Consider the following 22528-nt stretch of genomic DNA (forward strand, 5'->3'; position numbering starts at 1 on the left):
AGTCCACCACCAGCACGCCCTCACCCAGCTCAGCAGCCACCGCCGCCGACTGACCGTGCGGCAACGCCAGGAACACCACGTCATGCCCGGCGAGCACGTGCGGAGTGGTCTCCTCGAAGACCCGCCCGGCCAGCGGGGCGAGGTGGGGCTGGAGTTCGGCCACGGGCCGGCCGGCGTTGGAGGCGGCCGTCACCGCGCCGATCTCGACGCCGGGATGCCCCAGCAGCAGCCTCAGCAACTCACCGCCCGCGTAACCACTCGCGCCTGCCACTGCTGTGCGCACCATGTTCCGTCCTTGCGTCGTTCCGTGCCGGGGCAGGCCGGACCGGCGCGAGAGCGCGCGCGTCCGTCCGCCGGAGAAAGGCCGAGGCCGGCATCGGATTCCGCGCAGCACTACCACCGCCCTGCAGGAGGCAGGGCGGTCACGGGGAGTGCGTCACGACACCCGAGGCGGGACTTAGCTTAGGCTAACCTAACCTGCCTCGGGCGAGAAGATCGACTCGTCCCTTCAGTCGTCTCTCCGGTCGTCTCTCCGGCAAGATCGCGCAAGGGCACGACGGGGATGATTCCCGCCCGTCAGGCGCACTCGCGCGTCGCGCAGAGCTGCCACTGCGCGGGCCACCAGCCGCTCGGCAGGCCGTCGTTCGGCGCGACTTCGGTGATCTGCCAGTAGCGGTCGCGGTTCCACTCGCGGGCCGTCACCTTGAGCCGATGGTCGGCCAGTTCGGTGACGGTGTCCGGCTGGCTCAGGCCCACGAGCTCGTCGGGGACCTTGCCCAGGCTGTCCGCGGGGCGCCAGACGCCGTCGGAGCTCAGCTGGGTGCGCGACTCCATGGAGCGGTCCGGCTTGCCCGACGACGCCATGGCTATGAGGGTCCCGTTCGACCTTTTGAACAGGACGAGGAAGCCGTGGTACGGCGACGGCCGGAGACCGAAGTCCTCCGGAGCGGACCACGGCCCGCCCGCCGGCCCCTGCACGGAGTGGCAGAAGCCGCCGTGGTCGAGCCAGAAGACCTCCAGTCCGCCGGCGGCGTTCTCCACGGCGGTCACGAAGCTCGCCTTGGGGCCGACCGTGCCCGCGCTGACGCGCTCCCAGGCGCCGTAGGACCCGCCGGGCGCCGCCTGGGCCCGGTGCCACACGAACGGCAGCCCTTGCGTCGCGGTGGAGTCGTAGAACACCTGGAACTGATCGACCCGGCCGTCCGCGCGCGGCACGGAGACCGGGCTTCCGGACGGGGCCGTGGCGATGCCCCGGGCGGCGGTGTCCACGCTGCAGGCACCCGCGGTCACCGCGCTCTGCGCGGCGGGCGCCGCCGGCGCGGCGGCGAAGGTTCCCACACAGGCGATGGCGAGTGCGGCAGCAGCACGAGTGACTCTCCGGAAGGCTCTCCCCATGAGCCAACACCTACCCCAGCAAGGCCGGTTCATACACGAGTTCGCGTCTCGCTCACGCGGCACGGCAGTACCTCGGAACGCGGACGTCCGCTACGGCGGAACCGCCTGAACCGGCCGACGCGCCCCCGGCTCCCGGGGCGGAAGCCGCCGCACCGGGGCATGACAACGGCACGTGCGTCTGTAATGCAGCCTCCACACGCTCGCAACAAACCCGCACGGCCTACGAGGAACGGATGCCGGACGTCGACATGCGGTCCGCCGCCGACCGCCCCGCGGGGGGCGAGGGCGGCCACGAAGTCCTGAACCGCGTCTGGGCGCCGGGCTCTACCATGCCCCGCCCCGAAACGGAACCATGCCGTCGGTCCCTTGCGCGTGATCGGGGAACCACAGGCCGGAAAGCACCTCCACCGCTCCTTCACCCGTTCTGCACCGATGGCGAGAAGCGCGACGGCCACCGGCCTGGCCAGTGTGCGGACCTCGCAGCCGTACGGAGGCACGTATTCACCTTCGGCGGAGGAATCCGCCGGTCCGCGCAGTGCCGGGCGGGGCCCGTACGGCCGCCCGCCCCAGGGCCGCACTCCCGCATCCCTCGCCCGCCGCACCCGCAAGGGCCGCTTCCCGCCACCCGCGGACCTGCCCCGACGCCCCCGCCCGTCCGCCCTCTCGACCGGAACTGCACTGTCCGGGCCGCCGCGGCGCCGTGAGACTCGACCAGCGTGAGCACCGGATGCCGGCCCGGTTCACCGACCCACCCGTTCCGACCACGTGAGGAGCGTGCCGATGTACGCAAAGTTCGCGGAACTGGGCAGCCGCCTTCTCGGGAAGTTCGTGCCCGAGATCGACGCGGCCGCCGCAGAGCTCCTGTCCTGCGGCAACTACCCCGCCTGCTGGCAGTGCAGTGGGAAGTGCGGCTACAACGCCCCCTGCTGGGCCTGCTGCAACTCCAACGGCTGCCCGACGATCGTCTGTCAGTGCTAGCAACCGTCAGGGCTGGTGACCGTCACTGCTCGCGACCGATCAGTACGCGCAACCCCTCGGTGCTCGCGATCGCCAGTGATCACGAGAGCTGAGCACACCCGATAGCAACACCGGAACGAACGCCCCGACCGGGAACGTCACGCAACCACCGGACGTCACGCGAACGCTGGAGGAGGAGAACCGGATGGGCTGTCTGGCCATCGGAATCCAGTGCCTGATCGGCGCGGTGTTCCTCGCCTCGTCGGCCGGGAAGCTGACCGGGCGAAGAGCCTTCGACCGGTTCGTGTCCTCGGTGGCGGGCATGCGGGTCGTGCCCTTCCGCTCGGCCCGGTCGGTGGCGCGGGCCGTGGTGGCGGCCGAAGGCGCGGTGTGCGTGAGCCTCGCCGTGCCCGTGCCGGCCGCCACGGTCGTGGGGCTGGCGATCGCGGCGGGCCTGCTGGCGGTCTTCACCGCCGGCATCGCGCTCTCCGTGCGGCGCGGCGTGCGGACGCCCTGCCGGTGTTTCGGCGCCTCGCAGGCCCCTCTCGGCCCGAGGCACATCATCCGCAACCTCGCGCTCACGGCCGCGGCGGTCACCGGCGCCGCGGCCGTGACCGCGGGCGGCACGGCCACCCCGGGCGGGGTGGCCGTCGCCGTGCTCGGCGGCCTGCTCCTGGGCGCGCTGGTCGCCGCGCTCGACGACATCCTCGACCTGTTCCGGCCCGTCGAGGCGCGCACGCACCCGTACGGAACCTGAGCGAACACGGATTCCGAGCGAACCCGGAGGAGACGACTCCCATGCCCGTCCTGATCGCGGCGGTGGTCCTGGTGGGACTGCTCTGTACGCTGGACCTTCTCCTCACCCTGGGGGTGATCAAGCGGTTGCGGGAACACACCGCGCTGCTGGCCAAGGCGGCCGAGGGCTCGCCTCCCGGCAGACCGCCCGTCATCAAGGTCGGCGAGGAGGTCGGCGAGTTCAGCGCCGTCTGCGTCGACGGCGAGGCGCTGACCCGCGAGTCGCTGTCCGGCGACACCCTGGTGGCGTTCTTCTCCCCCAGCTGCGGCCCGTGCCACGAGATGCTGCCGAAGTTCGCGGAGTACGCGCGGACGGTGCCCGGCGGCCGGAAGCAGGTGCTGGCCGTGGTGGTCGGCACGCCCGAGCGCACCAAGGGGCAGGTCGCCGGGCTGAGCGAGGTCGCCCGCGTCGTGGTGCAGGACACCGACCTGGCCCTGACCGACGCGTTCCAGGTCTTCGGCTTCCCGACGCTGCTGCAGGTCACGATGGACGGCGCGGGCAGGCCCGTGATCGCGCGCAACAGCGTGAACCTGGATGTGCCCGTCGTGGCGGCATGAGCGGGCTCCCGGCCACGGCCCGGCGCACCGCCGCGGCCGCCGCGCTGGTCGCGAGCGCGGCGCCCGCGGCGCTCGGGTGCTATCTGGCGCTGACCCTGGTGGCCGGCGCCCTGCCCGTGGTCACCGCCTGGCTGACCAAGCTGCTGCTCGACGGGCTGGGCTCGGGCGCCTCCTTCGGCGCGCTCGCGGGCCTGGCGGCCGGGCTCGCCGCGGCCGGGGTCGTCATCGCCGTGGCGCCCCAGAGCAGCCAGTACCTGCGGCGCGAACTCGACCGCAGGGTCGGGCTCCTCGCCGACGACCGGCTGTTCACGGCCGTGGAGGGCTTCAACGGCCTGGGGCGCTTCGAGGACCCGCGCTTCCTGGACCGGCTCCGGCTCGCGCAGAGCTCCGGCGGCGGCACACCCAACCAGGCCGTCGACGGCGCCGTCGGCATCGCCCGCAGCGCCATCACCATCGGCGGCTTCCTCGGCTCCCTGTCGCTGCTCAGCCCGTGGATGACCGCCCTGGTCCTGGGCGCCGCCGTGCCGACCCTGGTGTCCGAGGTCGCCATGGCGCGCCGCAAGGCGCGCACCCTCTGGGACATCGGGCCCGTGGAGCGGCGGCAGATGTTCTACAGCGAGCTGCTGTCGAGCGTCGAAGCCGCCAAGGAGATCCGGCTGTTCGGCACCGGCGCGTTCCTGCGGGGGCGGATGCTGGCCGACCGGCGCACGGCCGACGCGGCGAAGCGCGCGGTCGACCGGCGGGAGGCCCTCGTGCAGTCGGGGCTCGGGCTGCTGGCCGCGCTCGTCTCGGGCGGCGGCCTGCTGTGGGCGGTGGGCGCCGCGCACGCGGGCACCCTGTCGGCCGGCGACGTCGTCATGTTCGTGGCCGCGGTCGCCGGCATCCAGGGCGCGCTGGCCACGCTGGCGAGCGAGGTGGCCCGCTCGCACCAGGCGCTGCTGATGTTCGACCACTACCTCGCGGTCGCGGGCGCCGGGCCGGACCTGCCCGTGCCCGCCGCGCCCGCCGCGCTGCCGCCGCTGGCCCGCGGCATCGAACTGCGCGACGTGTGGTTCCGCTACTCCCCCGAGCACCCGTGGGTACTGCGCGGCGCCTGCCTGCGCCTGCAGCACGGCCGGGCGCTCGCCCTGGTCGGGCTGAACGGCGCCGGCAAGTCCACCCTGGTGAAGCTGTTGTGCCGCTTCTACGACCCCGAGCGGGGCGCGATCCTGTGGGACGGCGTGGACATCCGCACCGTCGACGTCGCCGCACTGCGGCGGCGCATCGGCGCGGTGTTCCAGGACTACATGCACTACGACATGACGGCCGCGGAAAACATCTCCCTCGGCGACCTCACCGCACTCGGCGACCGTCCGCGCGTCGAGGCGGCGGCGGAGCGCGCCGGCATCCACGCCAAGGTCGCGGCCCTGCCCCACGGGTACGACACGCTGCTGTCGCGGAGATTCTTCATGGAGGCCGACAAGGACAACCCGGAGACCGGTGTGGTCCTCTCCGGCGGGCAGCGGCAGCGGCTCGCGCTCGCCCGCGCGTTCCTCCGGGACCGGCGCGACCTGATGATCCTCGACGAGCCCTCGGCCGGGCTCGACGCCGAGGCGGAACACGAGATCCACACCGCGCTGCGGCAGCACCGCGGCGAGCGGACCAGCCTCCTCATCTCCCACCGCCTCGGCGCGGTGCGCGACGCGGACGTCATCGCCGTCCTGGAGGACGGCCGCGTCGTCGAACAGGGCCCGCACGCCGAGCTCATCGGCTCCGGCGGCCGCTACGCCCGCCTGTTCGCCCTCCAGGCCGCCGGCTACCGGCCCGGCGAGGAGGCCGGCCCCGCCGGCGGGCCGGCGAACGCGCCCACGTTCACGGGAGAGCCCCGGTGACGGGCGGGCCCGCGCCCCGGCCCCGGCTGCGCCGCGCGGCGGCGGTCGCGGCCGGCCTGGCGCTGGGCACGGCCGTATCGCTGGCGCGCGGCCTGGTCGTGGTCACCGTCCGCGGCACGAGCATGGCGCCGGCCTTCCGTGACGGCGACCGCGTGCTCGTACGGCGCGGCCCGCGCCCGGCCGTCGGCCAGGTGGTGGTGGCCGAGCGGCCGGCGGGCGGCGGCACCTGGCCGGCCCCGCCGGTGCGCCCCGGGGCCGGCACGGCCGGCGTCCGCGGCCGCGACTGGCTCATCAAGCGCGTGGCCGCCCTCCCCGGCGACCCCGTCCCCCGCGACCGTGTCCGCTCCCTGGCCGCGGCGCCGGAGCAGCGCGTGCCGCCGGGGAAGGTCGTCCTCCTCGGGGACAACGGGAGGGTCAGCTTCGACTCCCGGGACGTGGGCTACTTCCCGCTGGACCGCGTCCTGGGCACGGTCGTCACACGTAGCCCTCGGGGATCGTCTTCCTGATGCGGGCGGCGAGTTCGGCGAGGACAGCGGGGCCGTCGGTGTCGCCGCCCCCGCCCGCGTACTCCTTCGGCAGGGTCACCTCGACCCATGCGGCGCGGTGCGTGGCGAGAAAGCGGACGCCACCGTCGGACTGCGGCTCCGCGAACCACTCGATGCCGCCGATGTCCCACGCGGGCGCATAGCGGTCGTAGCTCTTGGAGCCGTACGTGAGCGCCTCGGGCCGGGGCACACCGCAGCGCAGGACGACCGCCGGTGCGCCCCACTGCGCGGTGAACTCCGATACGGGCCGGGGCGTGCCCCGCTCCAGGCCCGCCACGGTGGCGGGCAGTTCCGTGTGCAGGGCACGGCAGTGGGCGGCCTCCTGCGCCGGCGGCCGGGGCACGGCGCGGGCCGCGGCGCCGCCCGTCGAGGCCGATCCGGCGAGGGCGAGGAGCGCCGCGGCGGCGGGCAGGGCGCGTAACCGGCGGGGCCAGGTCTTCACCGGATGATCATACGGGGGCGCCGTAAGCACAAATGAGGCCCGATCGCACTCAAGTGGAACCAGTCGGCCCATTGAGGGCGTAGTACATAGCGTCAAGATCACACAGGACGAGACGCAAGGAGAATACGATCTTGGAACGCACAGGCGCACGTCCCTCCCGCCGCACGGTCCTCACCCTCGGCGCCGGCACGGCCCTGGCCGCCGCCATGGCCACCGGCGGGACGGCCCGCGCGGCGACGCCCGGCGGGGACCGGATCTCCGGCCGGCTGCGCGAGCTGGAGCAGGAGCACTCCGCCCGGCTCGGGGTGTTCGCCCACAACACGGTGACGGGCAGGACGGTGGCCCACCGGGCCGACGAGCTCTTCCCGATGTGCTCGACGTTCAAGACGCTCGCCGTCGCCGCCGTCCTGCGGGACCTCGACCGCAAGGGCGAGTTCCTCGCCAAGCGCATCCACTACACCAAGAAGGAGGTCGAGGACTCGGGCTACGACAAGATCACGGGCACGGATGAGCACGTCGCGGGCGGCATGACCGTCGAGGAGCTGTGCGCCGCGGCCGTCTCCTACAGCGACAACGGCGCGGCCAACCTCCTCCTGCGCGAACTGGGCGGCCCCGACGCCGTCACCCGCTTCTGCCGCTCGATCGGGGACGGGAAGACCCGCCTCGACCGGTGGGAGCCCGCACTGAACTCGGCGGAGCCGGACCGCATCACCGACACCACCACCCCCCGGGCCATAGGCCGCACCTACGCGCACCTCGTCCTGGGCAACGCCCTCGCCCCCGAGGACCGCAAGCGGCTGACCGGCTGGCTGCTCGCCAACACGACCAGCGACCAGAGGATCCGGAAGGGCATCCCCGCGGGCTGGACCGTCGCGGACAAGACCGGCGCCGGCTCGTACGGCACCAACAACGACGTGGCCGTCACCTGGTCCCCGAAGGGGGCGCCGGTCGTCATGTCCATCCTCACGACCAAGCACGAGGCCACGGCGAAGGGGGACGACGCCCTCGTCGCCGGGACGGCGAAGATCCTGGCGTCGGCGCTCGGCTGATCCTCCCTTCCGCAAGCGGCTTCTGACGGGCCGGCACTTCCACCGGCCCGTCAGGGGTGCGGCACCACCGCCACGGGGCACGGTGCGTGGTGCAGGACCGCGTGGGCCACGTGACCGATGCGCGGCAGGCCGTGCGGGCCGGACGCATGGCGCCCGACGACCATGAGGGCGGCGCTCCCGCAGGAGGACAGCAGCACCTGCGCCGCGCTCCCCATCTCCACCTGCTCGGCGACCTCGACCTGCGGATGGCGGGCGCGCCACGGCTCCAGCGCGTCGCCCAGCCGCTTCTGTTCGAGCGCGGCGAGCCCGCCGGTCTCGTCGGCCAGCCGCATGGAGCCGGGCCCCCAGTCGACGACCGGGGGCAGCGACCAGGCGCGTACAGCCCGCAGTCCGGCCCCGCGCGCGGCGGCGGCCCCGAAGGCGAACCCCAGGACTCCGTCCGGCTCCTCGCCCACACCGGCCAGCACCTCGCCGGCCTCCCCCACCTGCTCCTGCCCCTGCTCGGGGCTGCGGACGAGGACGACCGGCCCCTTGGCCTGCCGCAGCACGTGCAGGGCGATGGAACCGATCAGGTACCCGACGAACGCCCCGTGGCCGCGCGAGCCGAGGACGAGCACGTCCGCCTCGGCGGACTCGGCCACGAGCGCGGGCACCGGGTCGGCGTGCAGCAGCCGGGCCGTGACCGGAAGGTCTGGGTGACGCCCCGTCACCCGGGCCCGGGTCTCGCGCAGCAGGTCCCCGGCCCAGCGCTGCTGCGCCTCGGTGTCCACGGTGACCGGGAGGTCCAGGGGCTGCTGGGTCCAGGCGTGGACGAGGCGCAGCTCCATGCCCCGGCGCACGGCCTCGGCCGCCGCCCAGTCCGCCGCGGCACTGCCGTGCTCGCTGCCGTCCACACCAACGGTGATCACGCCGGACACAGGGCCTCCATGGTGCGCGGGGAAGTCTTCTCCTTGTGGCCACTGTCCGGCCGTGGCCGCCCCCGGGGCGGGGGCCGCAGGGGCCGGCCACACGGACGAGTGACTCCAGCTGGACTCGTGGCGCCGGCCGGGTCAGACGACGCTACGGGCCCCGATCGCGTTGTACGCCGCCGCCCAGCCCAGGGCCAGCCGGTCGCCCCGCGTGAAGACGACCGCTCCGAGGCCCGCGGCGTCCGGGGAGCGGTCCTGCGGGCGCGCGACCTCGGCCGGGCTGCCGTCGGAGAAGTGCTCCGTGGTCGTCTTCCCGTTCCAGGCGCGCACAACCGCGCCGGGCGGCGCGAGCACGTGCACGGCGTCGCCGCCGGGCTCCTCGGTGAAGACCGTGCCCGTGGCCCGGTCGGCGAGGAGGGCGCGGTAGCGGTCCGCGGAGAGCATGCAGGACGCGGGCGGGGTGGTGCCCGGCCAGTCGGGGGCGTCGACGCCGCGGTCCCGGGCGGCGCGCCACATCTGCGGTACGAGGCGGCGGGCCGGCGGCGGCGTGGCCATCTGCTCGCACATCCACAGCAGCCGCCCGGCGCCGCGCGGGGGCCCGAGCGTCCGCCAGCGGATGCGGGCAGCGAGGTCAAAGGCGGCGACGGCCGCCCACGGGTGGACGCTGCCGAGCGGGCCCTGGGCGCCGAGCCAGGCGAGGTAGCGCTCGGCCTCGTCCAGGATGTTCGTCATGCTCTCCAGGGGGATGCCGAGCACGTAGGCGCTGCGCGTGCGGAAGGCGTGCGGGCTGTGGGCGACCAGGAGCAGGACGGCGCGGGACAGGTCGCCGGCCGCGGGCTTGGCGCCGTCGTCCTGCGGGCCCGTCCCGTCGAGCTGATCGGTGCGGCCACCGGTGCGCAGGACCCGCAGCAGTGCGGCGCGGGCCCGTTCGGTGAAGGGGGCCTGTTCCAGGACGGGCAGGACGGCGCTCAGCAGGGTGGCCAGCATGTCCTCGGCGGTGTCGGGGTCCTGCGGGACGGGGAGGCCGCGCAGGGCGCTCGTGAGGGTGTCCGCGAGGTCGGAGTCGACCATGAAGCGGCTGGTGAGCTTGCCGAGTTCGGTCGGCACGAGGAGCGCGGGGGCGTCGTCGCCCTCGGGGCCGGGGGTGCGGCGCAGGAAGCGGGAGTCCGCGAGGAAGTCCACGGCGTCGTGGAGGGAGTCGAAGCTCTCCTGGCCCTGGTGGAAGGCGAGGGTCCGCGTCCACCAGGCCTCCGCCTGCGGCAGGGTGCGCAGGCGGCCCTGGACGGCCTCGGCGAGCAGGTGGTCGGGCAGGCGGTCGCGGATGCGGGAGCGGACGGTGTAGCCGGCGGCCAGCCGGGCCTGCCACTCGGCGCGCTCCGCCCCGTCGGCGAGCAGGAAGGCCCAGCCCTCGCGCTCGCCCGCGCCGACGCGGCCGGCGCGCCCGAACATCTGCTGGACCATGGACACTTCGATGCGGTCGAGCCCGATCTGCGTGTCGCGCACGACGACGGTCCGGGCGGGGAGGTTGACCCCCGCGGCGACGGTGGAGGTGGCCACGAGGACGTCGGCCTGCCGGGTGCGGAAGGCGTGTTCGGCCTCGCGCTTGTACGGCCAGTCGCGGTAGTGCAGCCGCACCCCGGCCTCGGAGCAGAGCCGCTCGACGAGTTCGGCGTCGTCCGCGTCGGCTCCGGCGGTGGGCACGCCGCGGTCCGCGGCGAGGGCGAGCGCGGTCGCCCGTACGCCCCGTTTGCTGCCGCAGAAGACCAGCACGCTGCCGCCTTCGCCGGTGACGGTACGGGCGAGGCGTACGGCGGTCTCCGTGCGCGAGGCCGACCGTGCGGACCAGTCGGCGTCGGGCGCGGCGGGGAGGACGGGGATCTGCCAGGTCAGGCGCGTGGGCCGCCAGGGGGTGCGGATCAGACGCGCGCCGAGCCATGCGGCGACCTCGTCCGCGTTGGCGACCGTGGCGGAGAGGCCGACGATGCGCACCTGCCCGCTGTCCTCGCGTACGCGCGCGAGGAGGGCTTCGAGGACGGGGCCGCGCGTGGGGTCGCCGAGCAGGTGGATCTCGTCCACGACCAGGCAGCCGACCTCGGCGAGGGCGTCGCGCAGCGAGCCGGCGCGGCAGATCGCCTCGAACTTCTCGGTGGTGGCGATCCAGACGTCCGCCTTGCGGACGAGCTCGGCGTCGACGGCGGACTCGCCGGTGAGCCGGACCACTTCGAGGCCGTTGCGGCGCCACGTCTCCAGTTCGCGGTCGAGCTCGTCGGTCAGGGAGCGCTGCGGCACGAGCCAGGCCGCCTTGCGGCCGCGGTGGTGGGCGTGCAGGGCGGCGACCATGCCGACGGGCGTCTTGCCGGCTCCGGTGGGGGCGACGACGACCAGGTGGTCGTCCCCGTCGAGAACGGCCGGGACGGCCGCGGCCTGGGCCGGGTTGAAGGACGGGTGGCTCAGGAGCCCGGCCCAGGGCTGCGGGACGAGGTCGGTCACCGGCACGTACGCGTCGGGGTCGCCGGACGGGAGCTCCTCCAGGGCGTCCCACTGGGCCGCGAAGGCGTCGCGGGCGGCGTGGGCGCCGGGGCCGGCCACGGGGGCCGCGTCCCGCGCCGGGTGGGCGACCAGGTCCGTGGGGCTCCCCAAGTCTCCGATGGTGCCGACCTGTTCGCTCTCCTGCCAGTGGCGGACGCTGCGGCAGGGTATGCCCTGCGCCGCGAGCTCCTCGCGCAGGGCGTCGAACGCGGGGGTGTCGGGGACGATGACCCGGACGTCCTCGGCCGCCGCCACGGCCGCCGCGGCGGGCCGCCAGGCCGGGTCGGTGACCTTGCACCACAGCAGGCGGCGCTTCTCCTCCTCCGCGGGCAGCGGCAGGTCCTCGGGCCAGGCGGGCCGCGGCTGCCGCGTGAGGGCGGCGGGACGCAGGGGGACGGCAGGGGCGGCGGAGCGCGGCACCCGGATCGCCGTGACGCCAGCTCCGGCTCCGGCTCCGGCGCGACAGGGCCCGAGGCCCATCCGCTCCAGGACGGCGGAGAGCGCGACGGGCTCGGCCGCGGGCGACGGCCCCGAAGCCGTCGCCGCCCGCCGCGGCGCGCACAGCTTGTCGTAGGTCTTCACCCCGAGGTCGGCCAGGGTGTACGCGGCGGGGCAGGAGGGGCAGACGACGGCGACGTAGCGGTAGACACGGCCCTGGGACTCGTACGGTTTGCGCAGCGCGTGGAGCGCACGTTCGCAGACGGGGCACGTGCGGGGCACCTGCTCCTGGTAGCTCCAGCCGGGTTCCAGGAACCGGGGAAGAAGCGTCCCGGTCAGCCGGGTGCCCCACCGTTCCCGCACCAGTTCCACGACGGTCGGCCCGGTCTCCGTACCGCCGGCCGTCACCGCTTGCGCATCGTCAACGTCACCGTGCATTCCGCAACTGTCTCAGAGGGCCGCGGCTCCGGGGGCGGAACGATCACCTCCCCTTCGGCAGCGAGCACGTGGCCTCGGCGGTCTTGCCGGGATCGCTCTCCGAGCGCGCGGTCAGGGTGACGGTGCCCTTGCGGTCGGCGCCCGGCTTGGAGGCGACGGCGACATCGACGGGGACCGAGGTGCCGGAGGCGGCGGTGGTGAGGCGGTTGGGGAGCCAGGCGGACCAGCCGCGGCCCGAGGCGGTGGCGGACAGGCGGTAGACGTCGGACGACAGGCGGGGGTCGCTCTGCGGCGCGGCCTTCCCGGTGTTGGCGAGGTCGAAGGTGCACACGGCCCGGCCCCGGGCGGGCCCGCTCTTCACCGTGCCCTTGCCGAGGGCGAGTCCGCGGGCCTGCGGCCCCGACCCGTCGAGGGACTTGACGCCGATGTCGTAGGAGAGGACGCCGGTGGCGTCGCGCTGCACGTTCAGGACGTAGAAGTGCAGCCGGTTGGCCTCGTCGACGTACTCGTACGAGCTGCCGGAGTCGGCCCCCGCGTGGAAGAGGGCGTCGCTGAGCTGCCGGTAGTCCCCGATGGTGATCTTCTGAGGGGTGCCGTCAGGACGGGTGAAGTCGGTCAGGCGGATGTCCTCGGGGTGGGCGTCGACCACCCACGCGAAGGGGGCCCGGTCCGCGTTCTTGGTCTTGCTGAGGAGGACGCCGTTGTCCGGGGTGAACGAGTCGGCGCCCATGCGGTCGACGACCTCGACGGTGTAGTTGTCGTAGCCGCCGCCGTCGCAGAGCGGGTCGGTGGTGCGGTCGCACGCCGGGGACAGGTCGCGGCCCATGGTGATGTTGACGCCGGTCAGCCCCTTCTCGCCGGGCGGGGCGGAGCGGGCGGTGACGCGGGCGACGACGGGGCCGGAGTCCTTGAGGGCGTCGCGGTCGAGGCGCAGGACGTTCTTCTCGTCGACGATGCCGAGTTTGAGCTTGTCCCGCAGGACGTGCTGGGCGCCCATGGAGCCGCCGGCGGTGGCGGGTATCTGCCAGCGGGTGTGCGGTCCGCCGGGGCCGTTGAAGGAGCCGCGCGAGAGCATGCCCCAGATGCCGGTGTAGGAGCGGCTGAGCGGTGTCCCGTAGGGGTTGTTGTAGTTGTCGCCGATGCCCAGGATGTGGCTGAGCTCGTGGGCGAAGGTGGCCATGCCGGAGCTCTCGGCCTGGGTGGAGGAGCCGTCCGCGGCGTTGGGCCAGATGCGGGCGGCCGCCTGCCAGGACGTCCACGGCACGTAGCGGGTCTGCGCGGCGTTGAGGCCGGAGGCGATGGGCGAGGGCGGTCCCCAGGCGGCCGGCACGTCCTGCGCGGACCGGAACTTCATCTGCCCGAACTCCTGCCAGGCGGAGGACTCGTCGACGCCGGCGGTCAGGTAGAAGACGAAGTCGAACTCGCGTGTTTTGCCGGCGCCCACGTCGGCGGTCCAGGCCCGCTTGCCGTCGGCGCGGATGTCCTTGCCGCAGGTGTCGCCCACGGGGCAGGCGCCGGGGTTCATGCCGGGCTCGATGCCGTACTGGTGGGACTTCCCCGGCATGCGGTAGACGCCGAAGGCGGTCAGGCCGACGCCGAAGCGGCCCCCGGAGTCCTCCATCCAGTACTCGTTGATGGTGTGCCCGTGGTTGAGCGCGCCGGGCTTGTTGAGGAAGTCCTCGTAGAACTGCGGCACCTGCGCGCGCGGGATGCCGGACGCGCTGGGCAGCGGGTTGCCGAACTTGGCGGCTCCGGCGGGCTTCGTGACCGAGAACTCCTCGTCGGCGTAGTCCAGGAGCACGAGCGCGCCCTTGAACTTGCGCTGCGTGGGCGTGCGGCCGGGGTTCGCCCAGTCCGTTCCGGGCACGGAGCGGTACTCGGCCCAGGTCATGTCGTCGGGGTTGCGCCAGTGCTGCGGATCGATCGGCCGGACGAGGGGCAGCGGGCCCCGGGAAGCGGCGTCGGGCGTCGCCCGGGCGGGCCCGGCGGCGACGGCGGCCACGACGCCGAGGAGCAGGGCGACGACGCCGAGCCGGCGCAGCCGGCGGACGCGTCTGCGGCGCAGGAACACGGCTCACCTCTCAGGAGTGAGTGCGATATGCCAGGTCCATGACAAGCCATGTCGTGCAAGCGTGCCTACCGGGGCCACGGTAGGGCCGGGGCCAGGTGCGACGCCAGAGCGCGTACGTGACCCCGGTGGCGCGCGGCGCGCCCGGCCGCCCGCGTTCAGCCGCCGTGCACCACGATCCGGTAGGCGCAGAGACCGACCACGCCCAGGACACAGGCGATCACCACCCAGGACCCGAGGCCCGTGTGGCGGCCCTTGCGCCCGTGCCGCGCCTTCGCGGCCTTCGCGGTCTTCTCAGCGCGACCGCCCCTCGCCGCACCCGGGTCGCGGGGCGCGGGAGCGGCGGCGGTCTCGGCGAGGAGCCGGCGGCAGGCCGCGGCGAGGTCGCCCATGCCCGCCGACAGCGGTACGACGGTCTCCGAGCGCGCCGGGGCGGTGGTCCCGCCGTCCAGGATGCGGCCCGCGCGGACGAGGACCTCGTCGCTGCCGCCCGCGGGGGCGAGGCTGATCCACCGCTGCACGTGCTCGCCGCGGATGACCACCTCCCCGGCCCGGTCCCGGTAGACGATGTACTCGCGCCACAGCAGCCCGGCCAGCTCTTCCGCGGTCTCTCTCAGTCTCGCCCTCATGTGGTCCCCCCACGGTTCATCACGCCAACGAATCGAACAAACGCCGCATTCTAACGGCGGTCTGACGGTTCGACGGCCCAGGGGCGCCGCACGGGACCGGAGGCAATGATTCCGGTCCTACCCAGGGCCTGCAGCCCCCGGAACTCCCCTTCGTAGAAGACCAGCGGCCGGCCGCCCTCGCGGTACTCGGCCTCCTCGACGCTCCCCACGAAGAGCACGTGGTCTCCCCCGTCGTACGCGGCCCACGGCGTGCAGGAGAGCGTCGCGAGGGAGCCCGCGAGGCGGGGGGCGAGGCCGGCGGGCGGCCGGGCCGCCCAGCGGGGCGGCGCCTGCGTGCGCCGGCCGGCGAAGCGCTCGGCGAGGTCCCGCTGGTCCTCGCCGAGCACGTTCACCGTGAACGGCCTGCCGGCGAGGTGCCGTCCGGCCCTGCTCCGGCGGTGGAGCGAGACCAGGACCAGCGCCGGGTCCAGCGAGACCGCCGTGAAGGCGTTGACGGTCGCGCCGTGCGGGACGCCGTCGACCTCGCACGTCACCACGGTGACGCCGGTGGCGAAGTGCCCCAGGCAGGCCCGCAGCAGCCGTTCATCGGTGATCAACGCCCGTCACCTCCCCCCGCCGGCCGGCAGGTCGAACCAGAGGTGCACCTGCCCGGTGCCGATCCCGTTCTCGTACGCGCTGAACAGCCGTCCCCGCGCCCGGCACGCCTCCCCGCCCAGCGCGCCCGCCAGCATCAGGTAGTGGCCGAAGCGGGCCTCGGGCGCGTACCGCAGGTACTCCGGCATGGACCGGATCACCTCGTCGTGCCGGCCCGCCTCCAGCCAGGCGATCCGCCGCTCGTCCGCGGCCCGGGCCTCGGGGGTGACGATGTTGGCCGGGTCGCCGGCCATGCGGTCGCGCAGTTCGCCGAGCGGCCGGAAGCGGTGGGACAGGCCGCCCGAGGCGAGCAGCAGCACGCGGCGGCCGGCGAGCCCGGCGATCGCCTCCCCCATGACCTCGCCGATCCTGAGGAAGTCCTCGGTGGTCGCCGTCTGGCAGACGGAGACGGACACCCACGGCTTGCCGGTCCGCCCGAGGTACGTCCAGAGGTTGAGCGTCGCGTAATGGATCGGCAGGTGCGGTTCGTCGTTGGCCTCGATCCACACCTTCCGCTCCGCCGCCAGGCCGGCGACCGCGTGCGCGAGCGCGGGGTCGCCGGGCAGGTCGTACGGCAGCCGGCTGATCGCCGACGGCATCTCGTCGGAGGTGAACAGGCCCCGGCGGCGCGGATGGGCCGTGATCACCGCTTCGGTCGTGGTGGCCCAGTGGGAGTCGAACACCACGACGGTGTCGTACCCGGCCGTGTCGGTCACCTCGCGGCGGAGCCGTTCCAGGCCGGTCGCGAGCGTGAAGTCGCTGCCTCCGTTGGCCTCGGTGCGGGCGGGCTCGGGGAACATGATGGCGGGCGCGTGCGAGAGCAGGCCCGCACCGACGATGTCGCCCATGGCGAGTCTCCTTTACGGGACGAGGAGGAGCTTTCCGGACGTGGCGCGGGAGGCCAGGTCGGTGTGCGCGCGGTGCGCCTCGGCGAGGGGGTACGTCCCGGCGACGGTGAACGTGAGCGTGCCGTCAAGCAGGCCCCGGAACACCTCGCCCGCCCGCGCCTCGAACTCCTCGACGGTGGCCCGGAAGTGCTCCAGATAGGGCCGGGTCAGGGTGAGCGAGCCGCCCCACAGCAGCCGCATCACGTCGACGGGCGGCACCGCGCCGCTCGCCCCGCCGAAGAGGACCAGCGTGCCGCGCGTGCGCAGCGAGGCGAGGCTCGCGTCGAAGGTGGCCGCGCCCACGCCGTCGTAGACCGCGTGGACGCCTTCCCCGCCGGTGAGCGCGCGGACCCCGGCGGCCAGGTCGCCGGTCTCGGTGTAGCGGATGACCTCGTCGCAGCCGTTGGCGCGGGCGGTGCGCTCCTTCTCCTCGGTGGAGACCGTGCCGATGACGCGGGCGCCGCGCCGCGTCAGCATCTGGGTGAGCAGGAGGCCCACGCCACCGGCTGCGGCGTGCACGAGCACGGTCTCGCCCGCGCGGGCCGGGTAGGAGTCGTGGGCGAGGAAGTGGGCGGTCATGCCGTGGACGAGCACCCCGCCGGCCGTCCGCAGGTCGATGGCGTCGGGCACGACGACGGCCTTGTCCTCGGGCACGAGCACCCGCTCCGCGTAGCTGCCGAGCACGGTCGTCCAGGCGACCCGGTCACCGGTCTTGAAGCGGGTGACTCCGGGGCCGGTGGCGAGGACGACGCCGGAGCCCTCCTCGCCGGGCACGCAGGGAACGGGCAGCGGATAGCGCCCCTCGCGCCGGTACAGGTCGATGAAGTTCACTCCGGCCGCGGCGAGTTCGACGAGGATCTGTCCTTCGCCGGGCCGCCCGGGGGCGGGCTTCTCGACGTAGAGCTGGACTTCGGGCCCGCCGGTCTCCCGGATCTCGATCGCGTGCATCAGTGCGCTCCCTTCACATCGGTCAGTCCGACGCCGTACGTGCGCAGCCAGTCGTCGAGCCGGACCGTGGACTCCACGAGGATCCGCTCGAATTCGGACAGGCTTCCGGCCGCGGTCCGGGCCGTCATCCGCCGTACCGCGTCGCCGTCGAGGAACGGGTGGAGCGGTGCGTCCCCGTCGCCCGCCGCGGCGGCCAGGCCGGTGATGAGGGACCGGTCGTAGGCGGGGTCCTGGATGGACGGGTAGGCGGCCTTCTTGCGGCGCAGCACCGATTCCGGCAGCAGGTCGGATGCGGCCTCGCGGAGCAGCGCCTTCTCCTGGCCGCTGAAGGTCTTCATCTCCCAGGGGACGTTGAAGACGTACTCGACGAGGCGGTGGTCGCAGAACGGCACCCGGCCCTCCAGGCCGCTCGCCATGCCCATGCGGTCCTTCTTGTCGAGGAGGATGGGCAGCCAGCGGGTGAGGGTGAGGTGGCCGAGCTCGCGGGTCCGCCGGTCCGCAGCGTTCTCGGTGTCTTCGCCCTCCAGTCGCGGCACCTCGGCCAAAGCGGTCCGGTAGAGGTCGGCCTCGTATTCCGCGAGGTCGATGCCGTCCACGAACCACGGGTGGAACAGGGACCGCGGGTCGAGGCCACGGTGGGCGCCCAGTTTGAGCCAGGGGAAGGTCTCGGCGCGGCGCGCCTTTGGGTCGGAGAACCACAGGTAGCCGCCGAAGACCTCGTCGGCGCCCTCGCCGGACAGCGCGACCGTGGCGTGCTGCCGGACGGCGGCGAAGAGCAGGTACAGCGAGACGTCGAGGTCGGCGAAGTTGAACGGCAGGTCCCAGGCGCCGAGGACGGTGCGGCGCACGGCCGGGTCGAGGAGCCGGGCGCGGTCGAGGACGATCGCGTGGTGCTCGGTGCCGGCGTGCCGGGCGACTTCGAGGGCGTACGGGCCGTCCGGCGTGGGCCGGATGGCGTCGGCGCGGAAGTTCTCGGTGTGGCCGGTGAAGTCGACGGAGAAGGTGGCGAGGCGGTCGCCGCCGGCGGCGCGGGCCCGTGCCGCGAGGGCGGTCACCGTGCTGGAGTCGAGGCCGCCGGAGAGCAGCGAGACGAGGGGGACGTCCGCGGTCATCTGCCGGGGGACGATGTCGTCGAGCAGCTCGCGGACGCGGGCGACGGTGGTGGAGAGGTCGTCGGTGTGCGGGCGGGCCTCCAGCGCCCAGTAGCGCTCTTCCTTGATGCCGTCGCGGCCGGCCCGCACGAGGTGTCCGGGCTTGACCTCGCGCATGCCGCGGAAGGGGACGTGTCCGGGGGTGCGCAGGAAGAGCAGGGCGTCGCAGAGCTCCTCCGCCCCGGCTTCGGCGCGCGCCAGGGGGTTGGCGAGGATCGCCTTGGGCTCGGAGCCGAAGAGGACCCCGTCGTCCGTCGGGTAGTAGAAGAGCGGCTTGACGCCCAGCCGGTCGCGGACGAGCAGCAGCTCTTCGCGGACGGTGTCCCAGATGGCGATGGAGTACATGCCGTTGAGGCGGTGGACGAAGTCCGTGCCCCACTGCAGGTAGGCGCGGAGCGCCACTTCGGTGTCGCTGCGGGTCGCGAAGCGGTGCCCGAGCAGGACGAGTTCCTCGCGCAGCTCGCGGAAGTTGTAGATCTCGCCGCCGTAGGAGATGACGGCGCGCGGCCGGTCTCCGCGGCCCTGTTCCGGGGTGCGCATCGGCTGCGTGCCGTGTTCCAGGTCGATGACGGCCAGCCGCCGGTGCCCCAGGGCGGCGTGGGTGTCCAGCCATACGCCGCCGGCGTCGGGCCCGCGGGCGGCGAGCGTGCCGGTCATGGCCTGGACGGTTGCGTGTTCGGTGGTCAGGTCGCGGGTGAAGCCGGTCCATCCGGTGATGCCGCACATGTCACGCGTCCTCGCTTCCGGTCCAGGGTCCCCGGCGCCAGCCGTCGAGGTCGTAGTCGTCGAGGCACTGCTGCACGAGCGACTCGTAGCGGGCGAGGCTGCCGCGCCCCGTGGCCCAGCGGAGCGCGTCCAGCCGGACCTGTTCGCCGTTGCCGGAATAGTTGCGCTCGTAGAGCTCGTGCCGGCCGCCGAACTCGGTGCCGATCGCGTCCCAGACCAGCTTCAGCAGCTTGATCCGGTCGTGGGCGGAGGCGTCGGCGCCGCGGTAGAAGCGGTCGATCAGCGGCCGCAGTTCGGGGTTGGCGAGGTCGCGGGCGCTGGAGGGCACGGCGAGGGGCGCGCCGCCGAGGGTGGTCTCGAACAGCTCGTGGACGCGGTCCCACACCTGGGCGTTGTACATGCGCATGGCGGAGGCGTGCTCCAGGCGCGGTACGACCGTCCCGCCGCTGCCCGGCTCCGGGTCGTAGGCCATGGCCGAGGTCAGCGCCCACACCATGTCGCGCATGGTGACGACCTCGCCGACGGCGGCCTGGACGCCGCGGAAGGCGTCGGTGCCGTTGGCCTTGGTGCCCCGGGAGAGGAGCCCGGCCATGAGCTCCAGCTTGACGCTCAGGCGGATGCCGGACTGGAAGTTGTAGAGGTTCGGGAAGCCGGACGTGGCGTAGAAGCCGGTGGCGCGCTCGATGTCGCGGTGGACGAGGACGTCCTCCCAGGGGATCAGTGCCTCGTCGAGCAGGAGCACGCTGTCGTTCTCGTCGAAGCGGCTGCTGAGCGGGGCGTCGAAGGGGCTGGCGGCGGCTTGCGCGTAGGGCGTGCGGCAGACGAGCTTCACGCCGGGGTTGTCCATGCGGACGAAGAAGATGAGGGCGAAGGCCTCGGCCTTGCCGGGGGCGAGGGCCGCCGAGCCGACCGGGGCGACGAAGCCCGCGTTGGTGATCGCCGATCCCGTCGCCAGCATCTTCGCGCCGCTGACCACGACCCCGGCGTCGGTCTCGCGCACGGCGTGCACGAACACGTCCTCCATGTCGTGGATCGCGCGCTTGCGGTCCACGGGCGGGTTGATGATGACGTGGTTGAGGTACAGCGCCTTGCGGGCGAACTCCTCGTACCAGGCAGTGGCGTTGGCGGCGTACGGGCCGTAGTAGCCGGCGTTGACGCCGAGGCCCGCCATGAAGGACGCCTTGTACTCGGGGGTGCGGCCGAGGAATCCGTAGCTCATCCGCGCCCAGGCGGCGATGGCCTCGCGGGCCTCGGCCAGCTCGGCCGCCGACCGGCTCGGCTTGAAGAACTTGTGCGTGCGGATGCCCGTCGGCTCGTCGACGCCGGTCAGCACCCCGGCGGTCACCGGGTCGTGCAGGGCGTCGTAGAGGCGGGCCACGGACAGCGCGGAGTTACGGAAGGCCGGGTGGCGGGTGACGTCCTTGACGCGCTCGCCGCCGACGTAGACCTGCCGGCCGTCGCGCAGGCTCTCCAGGTAGTCGTCGCCCGTCATGAGGCGGTTGTCGTGGGTCACCGGACCAGCCCCGGGTTGTCGAGCGGCGGCGTGCCGAGCACCTGGACGCGGCGCAGGTGGCGCGGGGACCCGCTGGTGAAGGCGTTACGGCCGTGCAGCAGCGTGTAGTTGTCGGTGACGACCAGGTCGCCGGTCTCCCAGACGTGGGCGTAGAGGTGCGCGGGGTCGTACAGCGCGGCGCGCAGGCTTCGGTGGACCTCGGCGATCTCGTCCTCGGGCAGGCCGGTGAAGCGCAGGTCGGGGTGGTTGACGAAGCTGTCGCCGACGGCGGCGGTGGGCTCGTTGTAGCGGATGACGGGCGCGCCGTGGACGGGGTGGGCGGTCACGACGGGCGAGACGGTGACGCTGTCGTAGAACTCCATCGTGCGCTGGTAGGTGCCGGTGACCTGCGCCCAGCGGGCGACGGTCCGCGGGTCGGTGCGTTGCAGGACGGCGGTGGTGTGGGAGAACGTGGTCTCGCCGCCGTTGCCTTCTCCGGGGGCGTGCACGCACTGGAACACCTGGAACTCGGGGATCTGCTCGCGGTACATGCCGTCCCAGTGCATGGGCATGTAGCTGGAGTCGAAGATGTGGTCCTCGGGCTGTTCCCGCTCGACGAGTTCGAGCACGGTCCCGAAGGGCCAGACACTGGGCTGTCCCCAGCGCTCGCAGTAGGCGGAGAGCGCTTCGGGGCCGTCGAAGGCGCCGAAGCCGCGGAGCAGCACGACGTGGTGCTCGCGGACGAGGGAGCGCAGCGGGGCGACGGGGATGTCCTCGACGCGCAGTCCGGGCTCCAGGGCCCGTATCGCCAGCCCGAAGGGGGTGACCGGGGCGACGTCGTAGCGGAGGTCGGTGAGGATGCCGACGGCTGCGTCCGCGTCTGCAGTTGCTTCTGCGTGTGTCATGGGTGCCTCTCTCGTGCGGGGAGGGTGTGGGGGGACGGGCGGCCGGCCCGGTGTTCAGGCGCAGGCCCGGTTCCACGGGCCGCGGGGCGCGCCGGCCTGTTCCAGGACGTAGTGGCTGGGGCGTCCGTGGGCGTGGACCAGCCGGGCGCCCGCCTCCTCGGCTTCCGCGCGCTTCATGAGGGTGAAGCGGCCTCCGGTCCCGACCGCGACGCTGTGCCAGGGCGTCAGCCAGGTGTCCGAGGTGTCGGCGAGCAGGATGCCGATCTTGTCCGTGCTGCAGGGCTGCGGGTGGATCGACAGGCGGACGGCCGTGGGGAAGAGCTGGTCGAGGAGGTTTCCCCAGGCCCGGCTGCGCTGGATGACGCGGTAGGCGAGGTCACGGCACTTGCGCTGCAGGGCGGAGCGGGTGCCGGTCCAGGCGGGGCCGGACAGGTCCTCCAGCATGAAGCGGGTGATGCCGCGGTACATGGCGAGCGGAGCGCCCCCGCCGCGCACCTCCTCGCGCAGCTCTTCCGTCGTGGGGGCGTAGCCGGCGGAGAGCATGGTGCGCATGTCCTCGTGGCCGGCGCCGCTGTAGACGTCGTCCAGGCTGAACTGTTCGAGCCGGTCGGCGCCGATCCTGGTGATCATGGCGTCGAGGGCCTGTGCGTAGGCGGTGACGTCCTCGTCGCGCACGCCCAGCAGGTCGTTGAAGACCCTTCCGTCGGAGCAGATCAGGATGGCCGCTCCGGGCGCGTACACCTCGCTGATGCGTTCGCACAGCTCGTTGAGGAACCGCAGTGCGAGCTCCTCGGCCAGGTCGGGCAGGGGGCCGAGGACCTTGGCCGGGTTGGGGGACTTCGTGGGGAAGGCAGGCAGGACGAATTCGATCCGCCGGCCGTCCCGCATGGCGCCGTGCACCGCGTCCAGGTGGTGCCGTACGCAGCGCAGGCAGACGCGTCCGGCGCATCCGCCCTCGCGCATTCTGCGCTGGTGGGACAGGACTTCCCGGACGACTTCTACGGCGGCCAGGTCGATATCGGGTGCGGCCGTTTCGGACACCGCGCCTCCCTTCGTGGACTGCGTCCCACCGTGCTCGGCGGGCGCATGAAAGGCGCATGAGAAGCGCACAAGCCCCTCCGGACCGGCAGCCCCGGGCCCTCGCGCAGGGCGGCGGGCCGGCGT

19 protein-coding genes and 1 pseudogene are annotated in these 22528 nt (G+C 73.6%); 6 read left to right on the forward strand and 14 right to left on the reverse strand.

Features of this window, described 5'->3' with window-relative positions; genetic code table 11:
* Together IF61_RS0126915 and IF61_RS0126920 are read right to left on the reverse strand one after the other, a co-directional pair.
* Positions 1-286: pseudogene (locus tag IF61_RS0126915) on the reverse strand (N-acetyl-gamma-glutamyl-phosphate reductase); the annotation flags it as partial.
* Between the two features lie 290 nt (positions 287-576).
* Positions 577-1338 carry a PLL family lectin gene (locus IF61_RS0126920; RefSeq protein WP_030369119.1) on the reverse strand — a complete coding sequence of 254 codons (762 nt, stop codon included), beginning with the start codon at positions 1336-1338 and terminating at the stop codon, positions 577-579.
* Positions 1339-2175: 837 nt separating this feature from the next.
* On the opposite strand from IF61_RS0126920, the gene IF61_RS0126925 reads away from it, so the two are divergent.
* From IF61_RS0126925 to IF61_RS0126945, 5 genes are all read left to right on the forward strand, one after another.
* Entirely contained in the window at positions 2176-2373 is a 198-nt protein-coding gene (locus IF61_RS0126925) for a hypothetical protein (protein WP_030369120.1), read from the forward strand.
* Positions 2374-2557: 184 nt separating this feature from the next.
* A complete protein-coding gene (locus IF61_RS0126930) occupies positions 2558-3109 on the forward strand; it encodes a MauE/DoxX family redox-associated membrane protein (RefSeq protein WP_043190919.1) in 552 nt (183 codons plus the stop codon).
* 41 nt (positions 3110-3150) lie between these two features.
* Positions 3151-3705: a TlpA family protein disulfide reductase gene (locus IF61_RS0126935; protein ID WP_030369122.1), complete on the forward strand. Its 555-nt coding sequence runs from the start codon at positions 3151-3153 to the stop codon at positions 3703-3705.
* Complete coding sequence (locus IF61_RS0126940; protein WP_052393085.1) at positions 3702-5576, forward strand: ABC transporter ATP-binding protein; 1875 nt, start codon at positions 3702-3704, stop codon at positions 5574-5576. Before IF61_RS0126935 ends, IF61_RS0126940 begins: the two co-directional genes overlap by 4 nt.
* The gene (locus IF61_RS0126945) at positions 5573-6082 is read left to right on the forward strand and encodes a S26 family signal peptidase (protein ID WP_107043143.1); all 510 of its coding nucleotides are present in this window, start codon (positions 5573-5575) and stop codon (positions 6080-6082) included. The genes IF61_RS0126940 and IF61_RS0126945 overlap by 4 nt, the downstream gene beginning before the upstream one ends.
* Here the strand turns inward: IF61_RS0126945 and IF61_RS0126950 are convergent.
* Positions 6051-6563, reverse strand: a complete 513-nt coding sequence (locus tag IF61_RS0126950) for a DUF3515 domain-containing protein (protein WP_030369125.1) — start codon at positions 6561-6563, stop codon at positions 6051-6053. The two genes, IF61_RS0126945 and IF61_RS0126950, sit on opposite strands and share 32 nt — an antisense overlap.
* A gap of 131 nt (positions 6564-6694) precedes the next feature.
* Between IF61_RS0126950 and bla the strand changes: the two genes are divergently transcribed.
* Complete coding sequence (bla, locus tag IF61_RS0126955) at positions 6695-7612, forward strand: class A beta-lactamase (protein WP_030369126.1); 918 nt, start codon at positions 6695-6697, stop codon at positions 7610-7612.
* A gap of 50 nt (positions 7613-7662) precedes the next feature.
* Here bla and IF61_RS0126960 read toward each other — a convergent pair whose 3' ends face one another.
* From IF61_RS0126960 to IF61_RS32785, 11 genes are all read right to left on the reverse strand, one after another.
* A complete protein-coding gene (locus IF61_RS0126960; RefSeq protein WP_030369127.1) occupies positions 7663-8529 on the reverse strand; it encodes a universal stress protein in 867 nt (288 codons plus the stop codon).
* A gap of 132 nt (positions 8530-8661) precedes the next feature.
* On the reverse strand, positions 8662-11925 hold the full coding sequence (locus tag IF61_RS0126965) for a DEAD/DEAH box helicase (protein ID WP_078660527.1): 3264 nt from the start codon (positions 11923-11925) through the stop codon (positions 8662-8664).
* 43 nt (positions 11926-11968) lie between these two features.
* On the reverse strand, positions 11969-13996 hold the full coding sequence (locus tag IF61_RS0126970) for a M6 family metalloprotease domain-containing protein (protein ID WP_052393086.1): 2028 nt from the start codon (positions 13994-13996) through the stop codon (positions 11969-11971).
* Positions 13997-14151: 155 nt separating this feature from the next.
* On the reverse strand, positions 14152-14622 hold the full coding sequence (locus IF61_RS0126975) for a hypothetical protein (RefSeq protein WP_030369130.1): 471 nt from the start codon (positions 14620-14622) through the stop codon (positions 14152-14154).
* 50 nt (positions 14623-14672) lie between these two features.
* Positions 14673-15218 (reverse strand): flavin reductase family protein, encoded by a 546-nt coding sequence (locus IF61_RS0126980; RefSeq protein ID WP_078660528.1) that lies wholly within the window; start codon positions 15216-15218, stop codon positions 14673-14675.
* Between the two features lie 6 nt (positions 15219-15224).
* Positions 15225-16103, reverse strand: coding sequence for a DODA-type extradiol aromatic ring-opening family dioxygenase (locus tag IF61_RS0126985; RefSeq protein WP_030369132.1), 879 nt, complete (start codon positions 16101-16103; stop codon positions 15225-15227).
* Positions 16104-16115: 12 nt separating this feature from the next.
* Complete coding sequence (locus tag IF61_RS0126990; RefSeq protein WP_030369133.1) at positions 16116-17090, reverse strand: quinone oxidoreductase family protein; 975 nt, start codon at positions 17088-17090, stop codon at positions 16116-16118.
* Positions 17090-18967, reverse strand: coding sequence for an asparagine synthase (glutamine-hydrolyzing) (asnB, locus tag IF61_RS0126995; RefSeq protein WP_030369134.1), 1878 nt, complete (start codon positions 18965-18967; stop codon positions 17090-17092). Before asnB ends, IF61_RS0126990 begins: the two co-directional genes overlap by 1 nt.
* A 1-nt stretch (position 18968) precedes the next feature.
* Positions 18969-20480: a 4-hydroxyphenylacetate 3-hydroxylase family protein gene (locus tag IF61_RS0127000; protein WP_030369135.1), complete on the reverse strand. Its 1512-nt coding sequence runs from the start codon at positions 20478-20480 to the stop codon at positions 18969-18971.
* Entirely contained in the window at positions 20477-21364 is an 888-nt protein-coding gene (locus tag IF61_RS0127005; protein WP_052393087.1) for a TauD/TfdA dioxygenase family protein, read from the reverse strand. The genes IF61_RS0127000 and IF61_RS0127005 overlap by 4 nt, the downstream gene beginning before the upstream one ends.
* 54 nt (positions 21365-21418) lie before the next feature.
* Entirely contained in the window at positions 21419-22405 is a 987-nt protein-coding gene (locus tag IF61_RS32785) for an L-tyrosine/L-tryptophan isonitrile synthase family protein (RefSeq protein WP_211264942.1), read from the reverse strand.
* Positions 22406-22528 lie beyond the last annotated feature (123 nt).

Source organism: Streptomyces roseoverticillatus, from assembly GCF_000719265.1.
Taxonomy (GTDB): domain Bacteria; phylum Actinomycetota; class Actinomycetes; order Streptomycetales; family Streptomycetaceae; genus Streptomyces; species Streptomyces roseoverticillatus.